This window comes from Streptomyces afghaniensis, from assembly GCF_044327915.1.
In the GTDB taxonomy this organism is placed as follows: Bacteria; Actinomycetota; Actinomycetes; order Streptomycetales; family Streptomycetaceae; genus Streptomyces; species Streptomyces afghaniensis.
This window is the reverse complement of sequence record NZ_JBIRGJ010000007.1, coordinates 468490-485716: the sequence shown is the minus strand read 5'-3', so window position 1 is coordinate 485716 and position 17227 is coordinate 468490. Positions and strand designations below refer to the sequence as shown.

Annotated in this window: 17 protein-coding genes and 1 riboswitch; of the genes, 9 read left to right on the top strand and 8 right to left on the bottom strand. The window is 70.5% G+C overall.

Annotated elements, in window-relative coordinates; genetic code table 11:
• The first annotated feature begins 29 nt into the window (after positions 1-29).
• Entirely contained in the window at positions 30-1286 is a 1257-nt protein-coding gene (locus ACH4G3_RS28005) for a L,D-transpeptidase (RefSeq protein ID WP_397627100.1), read from the top strand.
• 34 nt (positions 1287-1320) lie between these two features.
• Here the strand turns inward: ACH4G3_RS28005 and ACH4G3_RS28000 are convergent, their stop codons facing one another.
• Positions 1321-1722 carry a response regulator gene (locus tag ACH4G3_RS28000; RefSeq protein WP_397620106.1) on the bottom strand — a complete coding sequence of 134 codons (402 nt, stop codon included), beginning with the start codon at positions 1720-1722 and terminating at the stop codon, positions 1321-1323.
• Positions 1723-1867: 145 nt separating this feature from the next.
• Here ACH4G3_RS28000 and ctaE point away from each other — a divergent pair, with 145 nt between their 5' ends.
• The 6 genes from ctaE to ACH4G3_RS27970 all read left to right on the top strand — a co-directional run bounded on the left by ctaE (position 1868) and on the right by ACH4G3_RS27970 (position 8975).
• The gene (gene ctaE / locus ACH4G3_RS27995) at positions 1868-2488 is read left to right on the top strand and encodes an aa3-type cytochrome oxidase subunit III (protein WP_033312739.1); all 621 of its coding nucleotides are present in this window, start codon (positions 1868-1870) and stop codon (positions 2486-2488) included.
• Between the two features lie 77 nt (positions 2489-2565).
• Positions 2566-3378 (top strand): cytochrome bc1 complex diheme cytochrome c subunit, encoded by an 813-nt coding sequence (gene qcrC / locus ACH4G3_RS27990; protein WP_037669479.1) that lies wholly within the window; start codon positions 2566-2568, stop codon positions 3376-3378.
• On the top strand, positions 3375-4445 hold the full coding sequence (gene qcrA / locus ACH4G3_RS27985; RefSeq protein ID WP_397627099.1) for a cytochrome bc1 complex Rieske iron-sulfur subunit: 1071 nt from the start codon (positions 3375-3377) through the stop codon (positions 4443-4445). Before qcrC ends, qcrA begins: the two co-directional genes overlap by 4 nt.
• A complete protein-coding gene (gene qcrB / locus ACH4G3_RS27980) occupies positions 4442-6064 on the top strand; it encodes a cytochrome bc1 complex cytochrome b subunit (protein ID WP_397627098.1) in 1623 nt (540 codons plus the stop codon). The genes qcrA and qcrB overlap by 4 nt, the downstream gene beginning before the upstream one ends.
• 135 nt (positions 6065-6199) lie before the next feature.
• Complete coding sequence (gene trpD, locus ACH4G3_RS27975) at positions 6200-7264, top strand: anthranilate phosphoribosyltransferase (protein WP_397627097.1); 1065 nt, start codon at positions 6200-6202, stop codon at positions 7262-7264.
• 66 nt (positions 7265-7330) lie between these two features.
• A riboswitch (SAM riboswitch) is annotated at positions 7331-7447 on the top strand.
• A gap of 160 nt (positions 7448-7607) precedes the next feature.
• Complete coding sequence (locus ACH4G3_RS27970) at positions 7608-8975, top strand: aminotransferase class V-fold PLP-dependent enzyme (protein ID WP_397627096.1); 1368 nt, start codon at positions 7608-7610, stop codon at positions 8973-8975.
• Here ACH4G3_RS27970 and ACH4G3_RS27965 read toward each other — a convergent pair.
• The 7 genes from ACH4G3_RS27965 to ACH4G3_RS27935 form a co-directional block, all read right to left on the bottom strand.
• The gene (locus ACH4G3_RS27965) at positions 8930-10135 is read right to left on the bottom strand and encodes a glycerate kinase family protein (protein ID WP_397627095.1); all 1206 of its coding nucleotides are present in this window, start codon (positions 10133-10135) and stop codon (positions 8930-8932) included. The two genes, ACH4G3_RS27970 and ACH4G3_RS27965, sit on opposite strands and share 46 nt — an antisense overlap.
• A 12-nt stretch (positions 10136-10147) precedes the next feature.
• Positions 10148-11563 carry an SLC13 family permease gene (locus tag ACH4G3_RS27960; RefSeq protein ID WP_397627094.1) on the bottom strand — a complete coding sequence of 472 codons (1416 nt, stop codon included), beginning with the start codon at positions 11561-11563 and terminating at the stop codon, positions 10148-10150.
• Positions 11564-11697: 134 nt separating this feature from the next.
• The gene (locus ACH4G3_RS27955) at positions 11698-12357 is read right to left on the bottom strand and encodes a response regulator transcription factor (RefSeq protein WP_020272949.1); all 660 of its coding nucleotides are present in this window, start codon (positions 12355-12357) and stop codon (positions 11698-11700) included.
• Positions 12354-13868, bottom strand: coding sequence for a sensor histidine kinase (locus tag ACH4G3_RS27950; RefSeq protein WP_397627093.1), 1515 nt, complete (start codon positions 13866-13868; stop codon positions 12354-12356). Before ACH4G3_RS27950 ends, ACH4G3_RS27955 begins: the two co-directional genes overlap by 4 nt.
• Positions 13795-14106 (bottom strand): small secreted hydrophilic protein, encoded by a 312-nt coding sequence (locus ACH4G3_RS27945; protein ID WP_397627092.1) that lies wholly within the window; start codon positions 14104-14106, stop codon positions 13795-13797. The genes ACH4G3_RS27950 and ACH4G3_RS27945 overlap by 74 nt, the downstream gene beginning before the upstream one ends.
• Before the next feature lie 88 nt (positions 14107-14194).
• Complete coding sequence (locus tag ACH4G3_RS27940; protein WP_010048935.1) at positions 14195-14476, bottom strand: Lrp/AsnC family transcriptional regulator; 282 nt, start codon at positions 14474-14476, stop codon at positions 14195-14197.
• Entirely contained in the window at positions 14473-15216 is a 744-nt protein-coding gene (locus ACH4G3_RS27935) for a rhomboid family intramembrane serine protease (RefSeq protein WP_397627091.1), read from the bottom strand. The genes ACH4G3_RS27940 and ACH4G3_RS27935 overlap by 4 nt, the downstream gene beginning before the upstream one ends.
• Before the next feature lie 159 nt (positions 15217-15375).
• Between ACH4G3_RS27935 and ACH4G3_RS27930 the strand changes: the two genes are divergently transcribed.
• Together ACH4G3_RS27930 and ACH4G3_RS27925 are read left to right on the top strand one after the other, a co-directional pair.
• On the top strand, positions 15376-15615 hold the full coding sequence (locus ACH4G3_RS27930) for a hypothetical protein (protein WP_020272953.1): 240 nt from the start codon (positions 15376-15378) through the stop codon (positions 15613-15615).
• 40 nt (positions 15616-15655) lie between these two features.
• On the top strand, positions 15656-17005 hold the full coding sequence (locus tag ACH4G3_RS27925) for an NYN domain-containing protein (protein ID WP_354750160.1): 1350 nt from the start codon (positions 15656-15658) through the stop codon (positions 17003-17005).
• Positions 17006-17227 lie beyond the last annotated feature (222 nt).

Genomic DNA, 17227 nt, shown 5'->3' with positions numbered 1-17227 from the left:
CAGTTGACGCGGCTTCCTAGCGTGAGGTCATGAGCCACACAGCGATCTCCCGCCCCCGCACCGTCGTCAGCTGCACGCTGCTGGTGATAGCCCTCTGCGCGGGCGTCACCGCCTGCGGCTCCGACGGCAACCCGCTCTCCCACCGCCCCTACGACGCGGCGGACCAGATCTCCTTCAACGCCCCCTCCGAGGGCCGCGAGAAGGCCGACCCGGACAAGCCCCTGGAAGTGGTCGCCGAGGACTCCGACGGGCGCATCACGGACGTCACGGCCCACGACGCAGCCGGACGCTACGTGGCCGGCGAACTCGCCGCCGACGGCGGCCGCTGGCACAGCACCTCACCGCTCGCCGCCAACGCCAGCTACACGGTGCGGGTGAGCACCGAGAACGAGGACGGGGCGCCCGGCCGCAAGGTCCTCACCTTCGACACCGGCAGGCCCACCGCCAACAAGCGCCTGGACGTCACCTTCGGCCCCAAGGCGGGCACCTACGGCGTCGGCCAGCCCATCACAGCCGAGCTGAGCCAGGCCGTGAAGGACAGGGCCCAGCGGGCCGTCGTCGAACGGGCCCTGAAGGTCTCCTCCATGCCCGCCACGGACGGCGCCTGGCACTGGGTGGACGACAAGAAGCTCCACTACCGCCCGAAGGAGTACTGGCCCACACAGGCCACCATCCAGGTCCGCAGCAACCTGGAGGGCATCAAGATCGGCGACCGTATGCGGGGCGGCAAGGCCAAGCCGCTGACGATCAGCACGGCCGACAAGGTCATAGCCGTCACGGACGCCGCGGCCCACCAGATGACCGTCTACAAGAACGACGAGATCGTCCGGCAGATCCCGGTCACCACGGGCATGCCCGGCTACGACACCCGCAACGGCGTCAAGGTCGTCCTGGCCAAGGAAGGCACCGTCCGCATGACCAGCGCCAGCATCGGCGCCTCGGACTTCTACGACCTGATCGTCCACCACTCCGTGCGGGTCACCAACAGCGGCGAGTACGTCCACGCCGCCCCCTGGTCCGTCGGCTCCCAGGGCTACGCCAACGTCAGCCACGGCTGCACCGGCATGAGCACCGAGAACGCCGCGTGGTTCTACGAGACCATCCGCGAGGGCGACATCGTCAAGGTCATAAACTCCGGCGGCGACTCGATGCCCGCCTTCGGCAACGGCTTCGGCGACTGGAACCTCGAGTGGAAGCAGTGGCGCACGGGCAGCGCCCTGACAGCCGGCACCCCGGAGGGCCCGACACCGGCGGACAGGGCCCGTCTGAGACCGCAGAGTGTGTGACTCTCAGGCACCCGCAGGTCGCCACACAACCGGCCTAGGCGTTCAAAGCCGCCCTCTCCCGCAACAGCGAAGCCAGGGCAGCAGCAAACTCCACCGGCTCCACCGGCAACGTCACCGCCGATTCAGCGCGACTCCAGGTCGCGAGCCACGCATCCTGCGGCCGTCCCATGAGCAGCAACACCGGCGGGCAGTCGAACACCTCGTCCTTGATCTGCCGGCACAGCCCCATGCCCCCCATCGGCACTGCCTCACCGTCCAGCACACAGACGTCGATCCCGCCCCGGTCCAGCTCCCTGAGCACCGCGTCCGGAGTCGCACACTCCACGAACTCCACCAGAGGAACGTCCGGCGCCGGCCGCCGCCCCGTGGCGAGCCGTACCTGTTCGCGGGTGTTGGAGTCGTCGCTGTAGACCAGCACCGTGGCGGTCGGCTGCATTGTTCCTCCGTGACGTCAGCGTCGTAAGGACAGGCCCGTTGGGCCGGATGCTACTCCCTTGAACACCACGTCAACACCGGTACGACCGGCTTAGACACTCCGAACGGCACCCCCCGGAGTGAGGGCGGGATAAGCGACCGACATAATGTCGGTCGTGGCGACAGCAACGACAGTAGAAACCGGGCACGCGCACCCGTCGGTCAATCGGCCGAACCTCACCAGCGTCGGAACCATCATCTGGCTGAGTTCCGAGCTGATGTTCTTCGCGGCCCTCTTCGCGATGTACTTCACCCTGCGATCGGTGACGGGTCCCGATCACTGGAAGGAGATGGCTGCCCATCTCAACTTCCCGTTCTCGGCGACGAACACCACGATCCTGGTGCTCTCCTCACTCACCTGCCAGCTCGGCGTCTTCGCCGCCGAGCGCGGTGACGTGAAGAAGCTGCGGATGTGGTTCATCGTCACCTTCGTGATGGGTGCGATCTTCATCGGCGGTCAGGTCTTCGAGTACACCGAGCTGGTCAAGGAGGCGGGCCTGTCCCTGTCCTCCGACCCCTACGGCTCGGTCTTCTACCTGACCACCGGCTTCCACGGCCTGCACGTGACGGGCGGACTCATCGCCTTCCTGCTGGTCCTGGGCCGGACCTACGCGGCCCGGAGGTTCACCCACGAGCAGGCGACCGCCGCGATCGTCGTGTCCTATTACTGGCACTTCGTCGATGTCGTCTGGATCGGCCTCTTCGCCACGATCTACATGATCAAGTAGCGGGACCGCAGCGCGCGCCCGACGAGGCACGCATCCCAGAAGCACCGACGCAGAAGATCCTGACACCGGGGTAATCCGTGAAAAAGCTCTCCGCACGACGACGCCACCCGTTGGCGGCGGTCGTCGTCCTACTCCTCGCGCTGCTCTTCAGCGGGGGGCTGTACGCCGTGTTCGCACCCACGAGCAAGGCTGAGGCCGACGAAACCGCCCAGTCCCTCACCATCGAGGAGGGCAAGAAGCTCTACTCGGTCGGCTGCGCCAGTTGCCACGGCACCGGCGGTCAGGGCACCTCCGACGGCCCGAGCCTGGTGGGTGTGGGCGCCGCCGCCGTCGACTTCCAGGTGGCCACCGGCCGTATGCCGGCCGCCACCTCCCAGGGCCCGCAGGTCCCGAAGAAGAAGAACGTCTACAGCCAGGCCGAGATCGACCAGCTCGCGGCCTACATCGCCTCGCTGGGCGCCGGTCCGGCCATCCCGACGGAGGAGCAGTACGGCCCCCAGGGTGCCGACATCGCCAAGGGCGGTGAGCTGTTCCGCACCAACTGCGCGCAGTGCCACAACTTCACCGGCAAGGGCGGTGCGCTGACGCACGGCAAGTACGCGCCGACCCTTGAGGGTGTCGCTCCCAAGCACATCTACGAGGCCATGGAGACCGGCCCGCAGAACATGCCCTCCTTCCCCGACACCACGCTGTCGGAGAAGAACAAGAAGGACATCATCGCGTACCTGGACGCGGTCAACAGCAGCAAGTCCGAGAGCCCCGGCGGCCTCGAGCTCGGCGGCCTCGGGCCGGTCAGCGAGGGCCTGTTCGGCTGGATCTTCGGTCTCGGCGGGCTGATCGCCGTCGCCGTGTGGGTCGCCGCCCGGACCGCAAAGGCCAAGAAGTCATGAGTAGCCAAGACATTCCAGAAGAGAACCTGCCTGCTGAGCAGACCGCAGGACATGACGAGCACGGGCACGGGGCGCTGAGCCCCACGGACGAGCACCCGTTCGCCGACCCGGGCCTGCCCCCCCACGAGCACCGGATCCAGGACGTCGACGAGCGGGCCGCCAAGCGGTCCGAGCGCTCGGTCGCCCTGATGTTCACGGTGTCGATGCTGGCCACCATCGCCTTCATCGCCGCGTTCGTGGCGATCCCGGTCGACAAGTCGGTCTACATCTTCCCGCTGGGCCACATCAGCGCGCTGAACTTCGCGCTGGGCATGACGCTCGGCATCGCGCTGTTCTGCATCGGCGCGGGCGCGGTCCACTGGGCCCGCACCCTGATGTCGGACGTGGAGATCGCCGACGAGCGGCACCCGATCGAGGCGGAGCCCGAGGTTCGCGAGAAGGTCTTCGCGGACTTCAAGCAGGGCGCCAAGGAGTCCGCGCTCGGCCGCCGCAAGCTGATCCGCAACACCATGTTCGGCGCGCTCACGCTGGTGCCGCTCTCCGGTGTCGTACTGCTGCGCGACCTCGGCCCGCTGCCCGAGGACAAGCTGCGTCACACGCTCTGGTCCAAGGGCAAGCTGCTCGTCAACATGAACACGAACGAGCCGCTGCGTCCGTCGGACGTCGCGGTCGGCTCGCTGACCTTCGCCAAGCCCGAGGGCCTGGAGGAGCACGACCACGAGTTCCAGAACGAGATCGCCAAGGCCGCCCTGATGATCGTCCGGATCCAGCCGGAGAACATCAAGGACAAGCGCGAACTCGAGTGGTCGCACGAGGGCATCGTCGCGTACTCGAAGATCTGCACCCACGTCGGTTGCCCGATCTCCCTGTACGAGCAGCAGACGCACCACGTGCTCTGCCCCTGCCACCAGTCCACCTTCGACCTCTCCGACGGTGCCCGAGTGATCTTCGGTCCCGCTGGTCACGCTCTGCCGCAGCTCCGCATCGGCGTGAACGACGAGGGCTATCTTGAGGCGCTCGGCGACTTCGACGAGCCCGTCGGCCCTGCTTTCTGGGAGCGCGGATGAGCACTGCACAGACACGTCGCAAGGCGCCCGCCGGAGAGCGGGTCGCCGACTGGGCCGACGGCCGCCTGGGGATCTACTCCCTGGCCAAGGCCAACATGCGCAAGATCTTCCCGGACCACTGGTCCTTCATGCTGGGTGAGATCTGCCTCTACAGCTTCATCATCATCATCCTGACGGGTGTGTACCTGACGCTGTTCTTCCACCCGTCGATGAACGAGGTGGAGTACCACGGCAGCTACGTCCCGCTCCAGGGGCAGCTGATGTCGGAGGCGTTCGCCTCGACGCTGGACATCAGCTTCGACGTGCGCGGCGGTCTGCTCATCCGGCAGATCCACCACTGGGCGGCGATCATCTTCCTCGCCGGCATGTTCGTGCACATGATGCGCGTCTTCTTCACCGGCGCGTTCCGCAAGCCGCGCGAGATCAACTGGCTGTTCGGCTTCCTGCTGTTCGTCCTGGGCATGTTCACCGGTTTCACCGGCTACTCGCTCCCGGACGACCTGCTCTCCGGCACCGGTGTCCGCTTCACGCAGGGCGCGATCCTGTCCGTGCCGATCGTCGGCACGTACATCTCGATGTTCCTGTTCGGCGGGGAGTTCCCGGGGACCGACTTCGTGGCCCGGTTCTACTCGATCCACATCCTGCTGCTGCCGGGCATCATGCTCGGTCTCGTGGTCGGCCACCTGATCCTGGTCTTCTACCACAAGCACACGCAGTTCGCGGGTCCCGGCCGGACCAACAAGAACGTCGTCGGCATGCCGCTGCTGCCGGTCTACATGGCCAAGGCCGGAGGCTTCTTCTTCCTGGTCTTCGGTGTCATCGCGGCCCTCGCCGGCATCGCGACCGTCAACCCCATCTGGGTGCTGGGCCCCTACCGGCCCGACCAGGTGTCGACGGGCGCGCAGCCCGACTGGTACATGGGCTTCGCCGAGGGTCTGGTCCGTGCGATGCCCGGCTGGGAGATCAACTTCTGGGGTCACACGCTCGTCCTGGGCGTGTTCATCCCGCTGGTCCTCTTCGGCCTGTTCCTCGGGATCATCGCCCTCTACCCGTTCATCGAGTCGTGGGTCACCGGGGACAAGCGCGAGCACCACATCCTGGACCGGCCGCGCAACGCCCCGACGCGCACCGCCTTCGGTGTCGCGTGGGTCACCGGCTACATGATCATGCTGATCGGCGGTGGCAACGACATCGTCGCCACCCACTTCCACCTGTCGATCAACGCGGTCACCTGGTTCGTCCGGATCGGGTTCTTCGCCGGGCCGGTCCTCGCGTTCATCGTCACCAAGCGCATCTGCCTCGGCCTCCAGCGCCGGGACAAGGAGAAGGTGCTGCACGGCCGCGAGTCGGGCATCATCAAGCGCCTGCCGCACGGTGAGTTCATCGAGGTGCACGAGCCGCTCAGCCAGGAGCAGATGTACACGCTCACGGCGCACGAGCAGTACGAGCCGGTCGAGATCGGCCTGACGGTCGACGAGAACGGTGTCGAGCGCAAGGTGAAGGGCTCCGAGAAGCTGCGCGCCAAGCTCAGCGAGTCCTACTACGGCGAGGGAGCCCAGATCCCGAAGCCGACCGCCGAGGAGTACCGGGAGATCACGAGCGGCCACGGCCACCACTGATCACTGCTTCGCCACGCCACAGAGGGCCCCGTCCGATGTTCGGACGGGGCCCTTCGCGGTGCCCCGGGCTGGATAGGGTGGACCTCGTTGAGACTCTCGTCCCGTAGTGCGGGACGCCTGACCCTGGAGCGGCTTATGAGCGCTGTGACCCCCGCTGGAGGCGACACCGCGGCGGGCCGCTCCTGGCCCCTGCTGCTGAACGGTCTGCTGGACCGCCGGGACCTGACCGCCGACGACACCGCGTGGGCGATGGACCTGATCATGCGCGGCGAGGCGACGGACGCCCAGATCGCCGGACTCGTGGTGGCGTTGCGGGCCAAGGGCGAGACTGTCGAGGAGATCGCCGGATTCGTCCGGGCGATGTACGAGCACGCGAACGTGATCGAGGTGCCGGGCCCGGCCGTCGACATCGTCGGCACGGGCGGCGACGGGGCCAAGACCGTCAACATCTCCACGATGTCGGCGATCGTCATCGCCGGCACCGGTGCCAAGGTCGTCAAGCACGGCAACCGCGCGGCGTCGTCGGCGTCCGGGGCGTCGGACGTGCTGGAGAAGCTCGGCGTCAACCTGGAGCTGCCGACGCACCGGGTGGCCCGGGTCGCCGAGGAGGCCGGGATCACCTTCTGCTTCGCGGCGAAGTTCCACCCGGCGATGCGCCACGCGGGCGCCGCGCGCGGCCAGTTGGGCATCCGGACGATCTTCAACGTCCTCGGCCCGCTGACCAACCCCGCGAAGGTGCGTGCCCAGGCGGTCGGAGTCGCGGACCCGCGCATGGCAGCGATCGTCGCGGGCGTCTTCGCCGAGCGCGGTCACTCGTCCCTGGTCTTCCGCGGGGACGACGGCCTCGACGAACTGACCACCACCGCCACGTCCAGAGTGTGGGTCGTGCGCGACGGCAAGGTGACCGAGGAGGCCTTCGACCCGCGCGACGTGGGCCTCGAACTCGTCCCCGTGGAGGCCCTGCGCGGCGCGGACGCCTCCTACAACGCGGAGGTCGCCCGCCGGCTGCTGGACGGCGAGACGGGCCCGGTGCGCGACGCGGTCCTGCTGAACTCGGCGGCGGCGCTGGTGGCCCTCGATCCCGGCCCGGGGACGCTGGCCGAGCAGATCCGCGCCGGCATGGCGAAGGCGGCCGAATCGATCGACTCCGGGGCCGCCAAGCGGACCCTGGAGCGGTGGGTGGCGGCGAGCAACGCGTAGCGCGGGTGTCCCGCGATCCGGACTCGGGTTGCGGGACTCCGATCTTTTCGCGTACGTTCCTGACCAGGTCATGAGTGACAGTCATGAGGCCCCGGCCGACTGTCCGGCAACCCTCCGTCCGTGGCGGGGTGCCCCGGGTGAAGACCAGGCCGCAGGCAGCGAGGTCTGTGGCAAGCGCGGACCCCTCGCGAAACCAGGGGTCCTGGTCGTCGAGGAGTCTTCCGTGAATCAGCGAATGCGTTAGGGCCGCAGAGCCCCGCCTCCGCACCCTTCCTCTTCTTCGCCCCGCTTGCAGCCGTACGGCTCGCGGGCGCATTCCACCTGCCTTCACGGGAGTTCCGCCATGTCCGTTTCCACCCTTGCCTCCGCCCCGTCCGTCTGTGCCCCGCTGCCCGTGCTGGGCCGGGACGTCACCGTTCCGCTCGTGACCGGGGGCGAGGTCACCTACGCCGCGCTCGACTACGCCGCCAGCGCCCCGGCGCTCCAGCGGGTCTGGGACGATGTCGCCGCCTACGCGCCGTACTACGGCAGTGTCCACCGCGGTGCCGGGTACCTGTCCCAGCTGTCGACCGACCTGTTCGAGAACGCCCGCCGGACCGTCGCGGAGTTCCTCGACTGCCGGGACGGTGACCAGGTCGTCTTCACCCGGTCCACCACCGACTCCCTGAACCTCCTCGCCGCCGCGCTCCCCGCCGGCTGCCAGGTCTTCGTCTTCGAGACCGAGCACCACGCCTCCCTGTTGCCCTGGCGTGACGCCCGCGTCACGTACCTCGACGCCCCGCGCAGCCCCCGCGAGGCCGTCGAGACCCTGGAGCGCGCCCTCGCCGGCCGCGACCCCCACGGCCCGGCCCTGGTGTGCGTCACCGGCGCGTCGAACGTCACCGGCGAGCTGTGGCCCGTGCGGGAACTCGCGGCGGCCGCGCACGCGCACGGCGCCCGGATCGTGCTCGACGCCGCCCAGCTGGCCCCGCACCACCCCGTGTCCGTCGACGACCTCGACGTCGACTGGGTCGCCTTCTCCGGGCACAAGCTGTACGCGCCCTTCGGTACCGGCGTGCTGGCCGGGCGGGCCGACTGGCTGCGCGAGGCCGAGCCGTACCTCGCGGGCGGCGGCGCCAGCCGCAAGGTCACCCGGCGCACGGACGGGGGAGTGGACGTGGAGTGGCACGACAGCGCCGCCCGTCACGAGGCCGGATCGCCCAACGTCATCGGCGCCTACGCCGTCGCCTCCGCCTGCAAGGCGCTGACGGAGGCCGGCTTCGACACGCTCGTCGCCCGCGAGCAGTACCTGGTCGCCAAGGTGCGGGACGGGCTCGCCGACGTGCCCGAGGTGCGGTTCCTGTCCCTGTTCGGGGACGACGCCCCGCGCGTCGGTGTGCTCTCCTTCGTCGTCGAGGGCTGGAACAGCTCGCACTTCGCCGCCGCGCTCTCCGCCGAGTACGGCATCGGCGTGCGGGACGGGCTGTTCTGCGCCCACCCGCTGGTGCGCACGCTGCTCGGCAGCGACCCGCAGACGCAGGGCGAGTGCGGTTCCCCGGAGGCCGCTCCCGGCGAGAAGTCCCTCAACGCCATCCGGGTCAGCTTCGGTGCGGGCACGCCGGACGAGCACGTGGAGCGGTTCGTGCGGGCCGTGAAGGAGCTCGTGACGGACGGGGCGCGGTGGAACTACCGCACGGAGGACGGGCGTTGCGTGCCGGACACCTCCGCCTGAACGTCGGACACCAGGGGTAGCCGGGTGCCGAGGACGATCATCCGCAGGGCGCGTTCCGTGGCGGCGGTGAGCAGTTCGCCCGCCCGGAGCAGCGCCTCGGCCAGCTCCATCGGGGCGGGCAGGATGCCGTGGCAGGCGTCCACGCCCGGCACCTCGTGCGCGCCCTCGCCGAGCGTGCCCGCCAGGGCCAGGACCGGGCGGCCGTAGAGCTTGGCCCGGCGGGCCACCTCGGCGGGGACCTTGCCGCGCGGCGTCTGGTGGTCCAGGGCCCCCTCGGCGGTGACGACCAGGTCCGCGCGGGCCAGCCGGGCGTCCAGGTCGAGGTGGTCCAGCAGCACGTCGAAGCGGGGCAGGAGCCGGGCGCCGAGGGCGGCGAGGCCGGCACCCAGCCCGCCGGAGGCTCCGGTTCCGGGACCGTACCGGAGGTTGGTGTCCGGGACGGCGACATCGCGGGTGAGGACGAAGGCCCAGTTCTCCAGTCCGGCCGACAGCTGCTCGACCTGCTCGGGCGTCGCGCCCTTCTGCGGTCCGAAGACCCGGGCCACGCCCCGTTCGCCGCACAGCACGTTGTACGGGTTGCAGGCGACGAGCAGCTCCACGTCCGCCAGACGGGTGTCCAGGCCCCTCGGGTCGACGCGGTGCAGCCGCGTCAGCTCCCGGCCCCCGGCCAGGAGTTCCTCGCCCCGCTCGTCCAGCAGCCGGGCGCCGAGCGCCTGGAGCGCGCCCGCGCCGCCGTCGGAGGTGCCCGAGTCGCCGCAGCCGACGAGGATCCGCCTCACTCCCCGGTCGAGCGCGGAGCGGATCAGTTCGCCGACGCCGTAGGTGGTGGTGGCGCCCGGGTCGCGCAGGTCGCGCGGGACGAGGGAGAGACCCGCGACCGCCGCCATCTCCACGACCGCCGTGTCCCCGGAGCCCAGCAGGGCGAAGTGGGCGCCCACGGTCTCCCCGACCGGGCCGGTGGCGGGCACGGTGACGAGCCGGCCCCCGGTCGCGGCGGCCAGGGCGACGGCCGTGCCCTCCCCGCCGTCCACCAGCGGGACCAGATCGAGCTCGGCGCCGGGCAGTACCCGGCGCACGCCCGCGGCGATGGCCTCGGCGGCGGCCTCGGCGGACAGGGACTCCTTGAACCCGCTGGGGGCTACGACGACACGGGTCAGCATGGGTGGGGCTCCTTAACGGGTGACGGAGACGCCGAGCAGCGGCCACACCGCGACGGCGAAGAGCAGCACGAGCGCGGCAGTCAGCGGGGCCAGGAAGGCGGACAGCCGCAGCAGGTCGCGCGGCGTGTAGGTGGGGGTGCCGGGGATCTGCGCGAAGAGCGTGACCGGCTTGGCGGAGGCGGGCAGCGTGTGGCAGAAGCCGGCGGCCGCGGTGGAGGCGAGCGCGGCGGCGACCGGGTTGACCCCGACGCCGACGGCGGCGGCCACGACGAGCGGGACCAGGACCGAGGAACGGGCCGAACGGGACTGGAGGACCAGGTGGGCCGCCGTGCTGACCGCGATCACGACCGCCAGGAACGCCACCGGGGCGCCACCCGTCGGCAGCCCGGAGACCAGCCACTTCGCCGCTCCGGAGTCGGCGAGCGCGACGCCCATCGCCATCGTCGCCGCCATGAACAGCAGCAGCGACCAGGGGACAGTCTTCAGCGCGTCCTTCAGACGTACGGTGCCGAGGGCGGGTGAGGAGGCGATGACGGCGCCGATCAGCGCGACCAGCGCGGGCGGCACACGGTGCAGCGGCTCGGTGCACCACAGCAGCACCACCGTCGCCATGAGCAGGGCGCAGCGCTTCTCGGCCTGGCTCCAGGGGCCGGTCACCGGCTGCTCGCTGTGCTGCTGGATCTGCTCGGGCGTGATGTGGACCGGGCCGCGGCGGTCCGCCCGCCGGGTCGTCGTCAGCAGGACCAGCTCGGCGGCCAGGTGCGAGGAGGCCACGGCCAGCGGCAGGCCGAGCAGCAGCCACTGCGTGAAGCCGATGTGCTGTCCGGTCGCCTCCCACAGCACCGACACGGTGATCAGATGCGCGCCGGCGCCGATCAGGGTCGCGACCGCCGACAGCAGGATCACGGTCGGGAACAGCAGCGCCAGCATCACGACCAGTCGCTTCCGGTCGGCGAGGACCTTGGCGAGGGCGAGGAACACCGGCAGCGCGAGCGCGGCCCGGCCGGAGGTGGCGGGCACCGCGAACGCCGTGACGACCAGGGCCGCCGTCGTCAGGTGCACGAGCTGTCGCACCGTGCGCGCCCCGCTGACCAGGAACACCGCCGCCCGCCCGGCGAGCCCGCTCCGGCTCACCGCGGCCGCCAGCACGAACGCGCAGATCAGCAGCCAGACCGTGGCGTCACCGAGGGTGCCGAACAGGGTGTCGCTGCTGATCACCCCGGTCACCGTGAGCGCGAGCCCGGCGCCCAGCGCGATGTAGGTGTCGTCGATCGGCGTCCCGATCCAGGCGCAGGTCGCCAGAACGAACACGGCGAGCGTGAAACGGGCGTCGGCACCGAGTCCCGGGAAGTTCGGGGGGACCGCGAGCAGTGCGCACAGCGACAGCGCCACGCAGAGGGCGGTGGTGGAGCGCAGATTCAGGGTCACGCCATCGAGGTTCGGCGAGAGCGGTGAGCCCTCGATGAGCCTTACATGAAGGAGTTTTCACACGTCTCAGGGGCGCGGGGAACTGCGCGACCAGCCACCCACGACCCGCACCCGGCAACGGCGCCCGAGTGGCACTACGGCAGCCGGTACCCCATCCCCCGCACCGTCTCCACCCGCTCCGCCCCCAGCTTCTTCCGCAGCGTCCGCACGTACACGTCGACGATGTTGGACCCCGGGTCGAAGTCGTACCCCCACACATGGGACAGGATCTGCTCCCGGGACAGCACCTGCCCGGGATGCCGCAGGAACAGCTCGAGCAGCACGAACTCACGAGCCGTCAGATCGACCGTGCGCTCCCCGGACCGGGCACGCCGCGTACGGAGATCGAGGCTCAGGGAGCCCGACCGGAGCACCGTCACCTCCGGCGCCCGCGCGGCCGTCCGCAGCCTCAGCCGCACCCGGGCCAGCAGCTCCTCGAAGCGGAACGGCTTGGTCATCCAGTCGTCGGCGCCGCCCTCCAGACCCGCCACCGTGTCCCGCACGGAGTCCCGCGCGGTCAGCACGATCACCGGCACCGTCACCCGCGCCTCACGCAGCTCGCGCAGGATCGTGAAGCCGTCCCGGCCGGGCAGTCCGATGTCCAGGACGACGAGGTCGAAGCCGCCGGTCAGGGCGTACTCGTAGCCCGCGTCGCCGTCGGTGACGACGGTGGTGGTGAAGCCGTTGGAGCGCAGGCCCTTCTCCACGAAGGAGGCGATGCGCTCCTCGTCCTCGACGATGAGGATGCGGTTCACGAGGGGTCCCCTTCCGGTGCCCGGGGTGCGTGCAGGACGAGGGCGAAGGTGGCGCCGCCACCGGGCGAGTCACGGAGCCGTACGTGCCCCCGGTGGCCCTCGGCGATCGCCTTGACGATGGACAGCCCGAGCCCGGCGCCGGAGCCCCGGGCGCCGCGGCGGGCCGTGCCGCGCCGGAAGCGTTCGAAGATCACCTCGGTGTCCTGGGGCTGCACACCGGGTCCCGAGTCGGCGACGTACAGCTCCAGGTGCGGGCCGTCGGTGCGGGAGCCGATGCGGATGGTCTGGCCGGAGGTGGTGTGCTGCACGGCGTTCTGCGCGAGCTGCACCATGGCCTGCGTGATCCGCTGGGGATCCAGCTCGGCCTCCAGGTCGGCGACCCCGTCGAGCTGCCAGTCGCGTTCACCGAGCGTGCGGGCCTTGACGTAGACGTCGGCGGTGAGTTCGGCGACCTGGACCGGCTCGGGGGAGACGAAGTCGGGGCGTTCGGCCTTGGCGAGCAGCAGCAGGTCCTCGACGATGCGGCTCATCCGGTCCAGCTCGTCGGTCACCAGCCGGACCGTCTCCTCGCGTTCGGCCGGGTCGTCGCCCATCACCTCAAGATGGCCGCGCACGATGGTGATGGGCGTACGCAGCTCGTGGCCCGCGTCGTCGACGAACTCGCGCTGGGCGGCGAAGGCCCGCTCCAGCCGGTCGAGCATGCCGTTGAACGTCTCGGCGAGAGCCGCTATGTCGTCGTTGCCGTGCACCGGGATCCGCCGGGTGAGGTCCTGCTCGGTCAGCTGCGCCGCCGCGGTGCGCACCACCCGCACGGGCTTGAGGATCCGCCCGGCGACCGCCCACGCGATGCCGACGGTCAGCAGCAGGGCGACCCCGGAGATGCCGAGCAGCGTGCGGAACATGCTGTTCACGCGGGCCTGCTCGCGCTGTGGGTGGAAGGCGACGACGAACGCGGCGTCCGGCTGCCGGCCCTGCTGGGCCACGGTGACCTTGGCCCAGCGGATCTCGCCCTCGGGCCGGTGCAGCACACCGGAGGACGCGGGCGAGTCGAAGATGCCGCGCTTGGCGCCGGGGTCCCGGTGCAGGGGCAGGGTGACGGGCAGGTCGTGCCGCTGGCGGATCTGCCGGGGAGTGCCGTCCGCCTCGCGGACCAGGCCGATCAGCTCCTCGTCCGCGTCGGGGTTCTGCCGTTCCAGGAACACCGCCAGCAGCCGGTCCGCGTCGGTGAACGGCCGGCCCGTCTGCGGATCCCCGCCCCGCTCCTCGAAGTTGGCGAACTCGCCGGTCTCCTGGGTGAGCAGGCGGTTGATCCGGTTGTCGACGTCGCGCAGCAGGAACGAGCGGGTGGTCATGGCGACGGAGGCGAGCGCGACCGCCATCACGAGCAGCAGCCAGAGCAGGATGCGGACCCGGGCGGAGACGCGTCGGCGGCCGGGGTCAGTTGTCGGAGCCGGCGTCGTCGTCGCCCGGTCCGTCGTCCCCGGTGCTCCGGCCGCGGTCGTCGTCGTCATCGTCACTCGCTGAGCTGTCGGTCACCGGGGGCCGCGAGACGACCTCGTCGCCCGGCGTGGGCTTCGGGGTGGGGTCGAGCGTGGAGGTGGGGGGCGGTGTGCTGCTGTCCAGCTCCACCCGCTGGGACGGGACCTCGGGCGCCCGGGGGCTGTCCGCGAGGGCGTAACTGGTCGCGGCGATGCCCAGCGGGATCAGCACGACCGCGGAGAGGGCGGCCATACGACGGGAGAATGCCATGTGCCCGATCCTGCGGACGGAACCCGGAGCCAATGATGAACCCCGGATGAAGAACTCTTCATCCGGGGCCCGGCAGGCCGGGACGGCTCTAGTTGTCCAGTCCGATCGAGAACGCCGCCTCCAGGTCGTGCTGCGAGTACGTACGGAACGCCACGTGCGTGTCGGTCCCCTCCACCCCCGGGATCTTGCTGATCCGGCCGGGGATGACCTCCGCCAGGTCCTCGTGGTCCTTCACCCGGACCATCGCGATCAGGTCGTAGGTGCCGGTGACGGAGAAGACCTCGCTGACGTTGTCCAGCGCCGCGATCGACTCGGCGATCTCGGGGATCCGGTCCACGCTGGTCTTGATGAGGACGATCGCGGTGATCACGGCTGGTTCTCTCCCTCGGGGGCCGGAGCAGTGGCGGCCTTCACTCTAGTGGGGCGGGCATAGCGGACCGACGCGTAGCCGAAGCCGAGGCCGAAGCCCACCAGGTGGGCGAGGTAGGCCACGCCCGGCCCGTCCGAGGCACGCCCCGCCGCCAGCCACTGGAGTGCCGCCCAGAACGGCAGCACGATCCAGGCCGGGAAGCGCACCGGCAGGAAGAACAGGAACGGCAGGAGACTGGTCACCCTGGCCCGGGGGAACAGGTAGAGGAACGCACCGAGGACCGCCGAGATCGCCCCCGAGGCACCGACCAGGGACTGTCCGGAGTCCGCGTTGGCGGCGGCGTAGCCCAGCAGGGCCAGACAGCCGCAGCCGACGTAGAACAGGGTGAACTGCACCCGGCCCATCCGTTCCTCGGTCATCGCCCCGAAGACGTAGAGGAAGAGCATGTTGCCGAGCAGGTGCACCCAGCTGCCGTGGACGAAGAGGGCCGTCGCGGGGGTGAGGGCCGATCCGGCGGACCCCTCGAACAGTTCTGCGGGGATCACGCCCCAGCGCCGGAAATAGGCCCGCTGTGCGGCGAGCAGGTCGTCGCCCGTGCCGTACGCCGGACCGAGGCCCGAGGCGGGGCCGACCAGGAAGACCGCGCAGCACAGGGCGATCAGTGAGTACGTCACCGGCGCCGACGACCCCGCGACCGATCTGCCGGCCCGGACGAACGACGCCCTCCACTTGCTGATCATGGACACAGAGCATGACGTAACGGGACGCAACCGCACAGACCGCCTCGCCGCCGTGGACGCGCGGGCGGCGAGGACCCGCCAGGCCGTAGGGTTACGAGCCATACGCACCGGGGATGCCGGTGGCGTCACGGACACTAGAAGGAAAGAGAACAGGTCACGATGACGGTTCCCCTGCCGACCGCCTCGACACGGTGGCGCTGCGCCCTCTGCGGCAACCTCACGAGGTTCGACGTGACCCGCTCGTCGAAGGTCGTCGAGTACGTCCACCTCGACCTGGCCGGAGAGCCGAAGGTCGAGGAGCGCGAGGTGCTCAGTGAGACCATCGAGTCGGTGCGCTGCCGCTGGTGCAACGCGGTGGACCAGGTGGAACTCGTGGACAGGCCGGGTGCCGGCTCCTGACGATGGGGGACGGCCCCGCAAGAATTGGGGTGTGTGACGGATGGTGGAGACCACAGGCGGGGGGCCGGGCGACGGCGCCGCCGAGGTGCTCGACCGTCCGCTGCCCGACGGCGTTCGCCGCAGGGTCGTCCAGATCGTCTCCGACGGCTTCGGTTCCCTGACCGTCGGCGAGCTGCCCGCGCAGCTCAGGCAGTACGCCCGGTTCGCCCCGAACCGCCGCGCCAAGTTCGCCGGCAACGCCATGGCCGCGGCGCTGGAGACCGACCCGCTGTTCCGGCAGCGCATCGGGGAGAAACTCAGAGAGACCCAGCCGGAACTGACCGGCGCTCTCGACTCAGGCTCCCCGCCCCCGGCCGCGGACCCGCTCGACGTGGCGGCCGCGGCCTACGTACTGCGGCCGCTCGGCTGGGTGAAGCTGGTGACCGCCGCCGGCGAGGAGGCCCAGCGGGCCGACGCCGAGCGGGCCGACGAGGAGAACCGGGCCGAGCTGGAACGGCTGCGCGCGGAGCTGGACCGAGCCCGTGACCACACCAGAGCGGAGACGGAGCGGCTGCGCACGGAGCTGGATTCGGCCAAGAAGGAAGCCGAGTCCCTGCACCGCAAGCTCCGCGCCGCCCTCAGTGACGTCAAGCGGGGCGAGGCCGCCCTGCGCAAGGCGCACGGCGAGATCGAGGCCGTCCGCGCCGAGGGGCAGGCCCAGGTGTCCGCCGCCGAGAGCGAGAGCCGGCGGCTCAAGGCCCGGCTGGGGGAGACCGAGGCCGCCCTGGAGGCCACGCGCCGGGCTGCGCGCGAGGGCCGCAGCGTCGAGGACATGCGGGTACGGCTGCTGCTGGACACCCTGCTGGACGCCACCCAGGGACTCCGGCGCGAACTGGCCCTGCCGCCGGTGTCCGTGCGGCCCGCCGAGACCGTGGACGCCGTCGAGCCGGGCCGGATGAGCCCCAAGGACATCGCCGCCCGCGCCCTGTCCGAGGACGACCCGCAGGTCCTCGACCAGCTGCTGGCGCTGCCCCAGGCCCATCTCGTCGTCGACGGTTACAACGTCACCAAAACGGGTTATCCGCAGATGCCGCTGGAGAAGCAGCGCCTGCGGCTGCTGGGGCAGCTCTCGCAACTGGCGGCGCAGAGCGGCGCCGAGGTGACCTGCGTCTTCGACGGGGCCGAACTGGCCGCGCCGGTACTGCTCGCGCCGCCGCGCGGAGTCCGGGTGCTGTTCTCGAAGCCGGGCGTCACCGCCGACGAGCTGATCCGCCAGCTGGTCCGCGCCGAACCGCCCGGCAGGCCGGTCATCGTCGCCTCCACCGACCGCGAGGTCGCCGACGGCGTGGCCCGCGCAGGCGCCCGCCCGGTGGCCTCGGCGATGCTGCTGAAGCGCCTTTCGCGGGCCTAACGCCTGTTCGCACCATGCGTAACTTACGGGCTTCATGCCCGAATTGGTGAGGTCTGTGTGCCACTTTGCGTCAAATGAGTCTCACCGCCTGTGAGTCAAGATGAAAAGATGGCTCACCGTGACGCAATTTTTCAGCTGAGGATTTGAACTGATCACAGGAAGGTCACTAGGGTCGGGCCGAACCTCCGCTCGGGTGATCACTCATCGGGAGAGACGGCGGAG

Bases quoted from the DNA above. Each gene is read 5' to 3' on its own strand.
- ACH4G3_RS27970 (WP_397627096.1), top strand. From the start codon at position 7,608: ATGTCCGTTTCCACCCTTGCCTCCGCCCCGTCCGTCTGTGCCCCGCTG.
- qcrA (WP_397627099.1), top strand. From the start codon at position 3,375: ATGAGTAGCCAAGACATTCCAGAAGAGAACCTGCCTGCTGAGCAGACC.
- ACH4G3_RS27930 (WP_020272953.1), top strand. From the start codon at position 15,376: ATGACGGTTCCCCTGCCGACCGCCTCGACACGGTGGCGCTGCGCCCTC.
- ACH4G3_RS27965 (WP_397627095.1), bottom strand. From the start codon at position 10,135: ATGCTGACCCGTGTCGTCGTAGCCCCCAGCGGGTTCAAGGAGTCCCTG.
- ACH4G3_RS28000 (WP_397620106.1), bottom strand. From the start codon at position 1,722: ATGCAGCCGACCGCCACGGTGCTGGTCTACAGCGACGACTCCAACACC.
- ACH4G3_RS27935 (WP_397627091.1), bottom strand. From the start codon at position 15,216: ATGATCAGCAAGTGGAGGGCGTCGTTCGTCCGGGCCGGCAGATCGGTC.
- qcrB (WP_397627098.1), top strand. From the start codon at position 4,442: ATGAGCACTGCACAGACACGTCGCAAGGCGCCCGCCGGAGAGCGGGTC.
- ACH4G3_RS27925 (WP_354750160.1), top strand. From the start codon at position 15,656: ATGGTGGAGACCACAGGCGGGGGGCCGGGCGACGGCGCCGCCGAGGTG.
- ACH4G3_RS27945 (WP_397627092.1), bottom strand. From the start codon at position 14,106: ATGGCATTCTCCCGTCGTATGGCCGCCCTCTCCGCGGTCGTGCTGATC.
- ACH4G3_RS28005 (WP_397627100.1), top strand. From the start codon at position 30: ATGAGCCACACAGCGATCTCCCGCCCCCGCACCGTCGTCAGCTGCACG.
- trpD (WP_397627097.1), top strand. From the start codon at position 6,200: ATGAGCGCTGTGACCCCCGCTGGAGGCGACACCGCGGCGGGCCGCTCC.
- ACH4G3_RS27950 (WP_397627093.1), bottom strand. From the start codon at position 13,868: ATGACGACGACGACCGCGGCCGGAGCACCGGGGACGACGGACCGGGCG.
- ctaE (WP_033312739.1), top strand. From the start codon at position 1,868: ATGTCGGTCGTGGCGACAGCAACGACAGTAGAAACCGGGCACGCGCAC.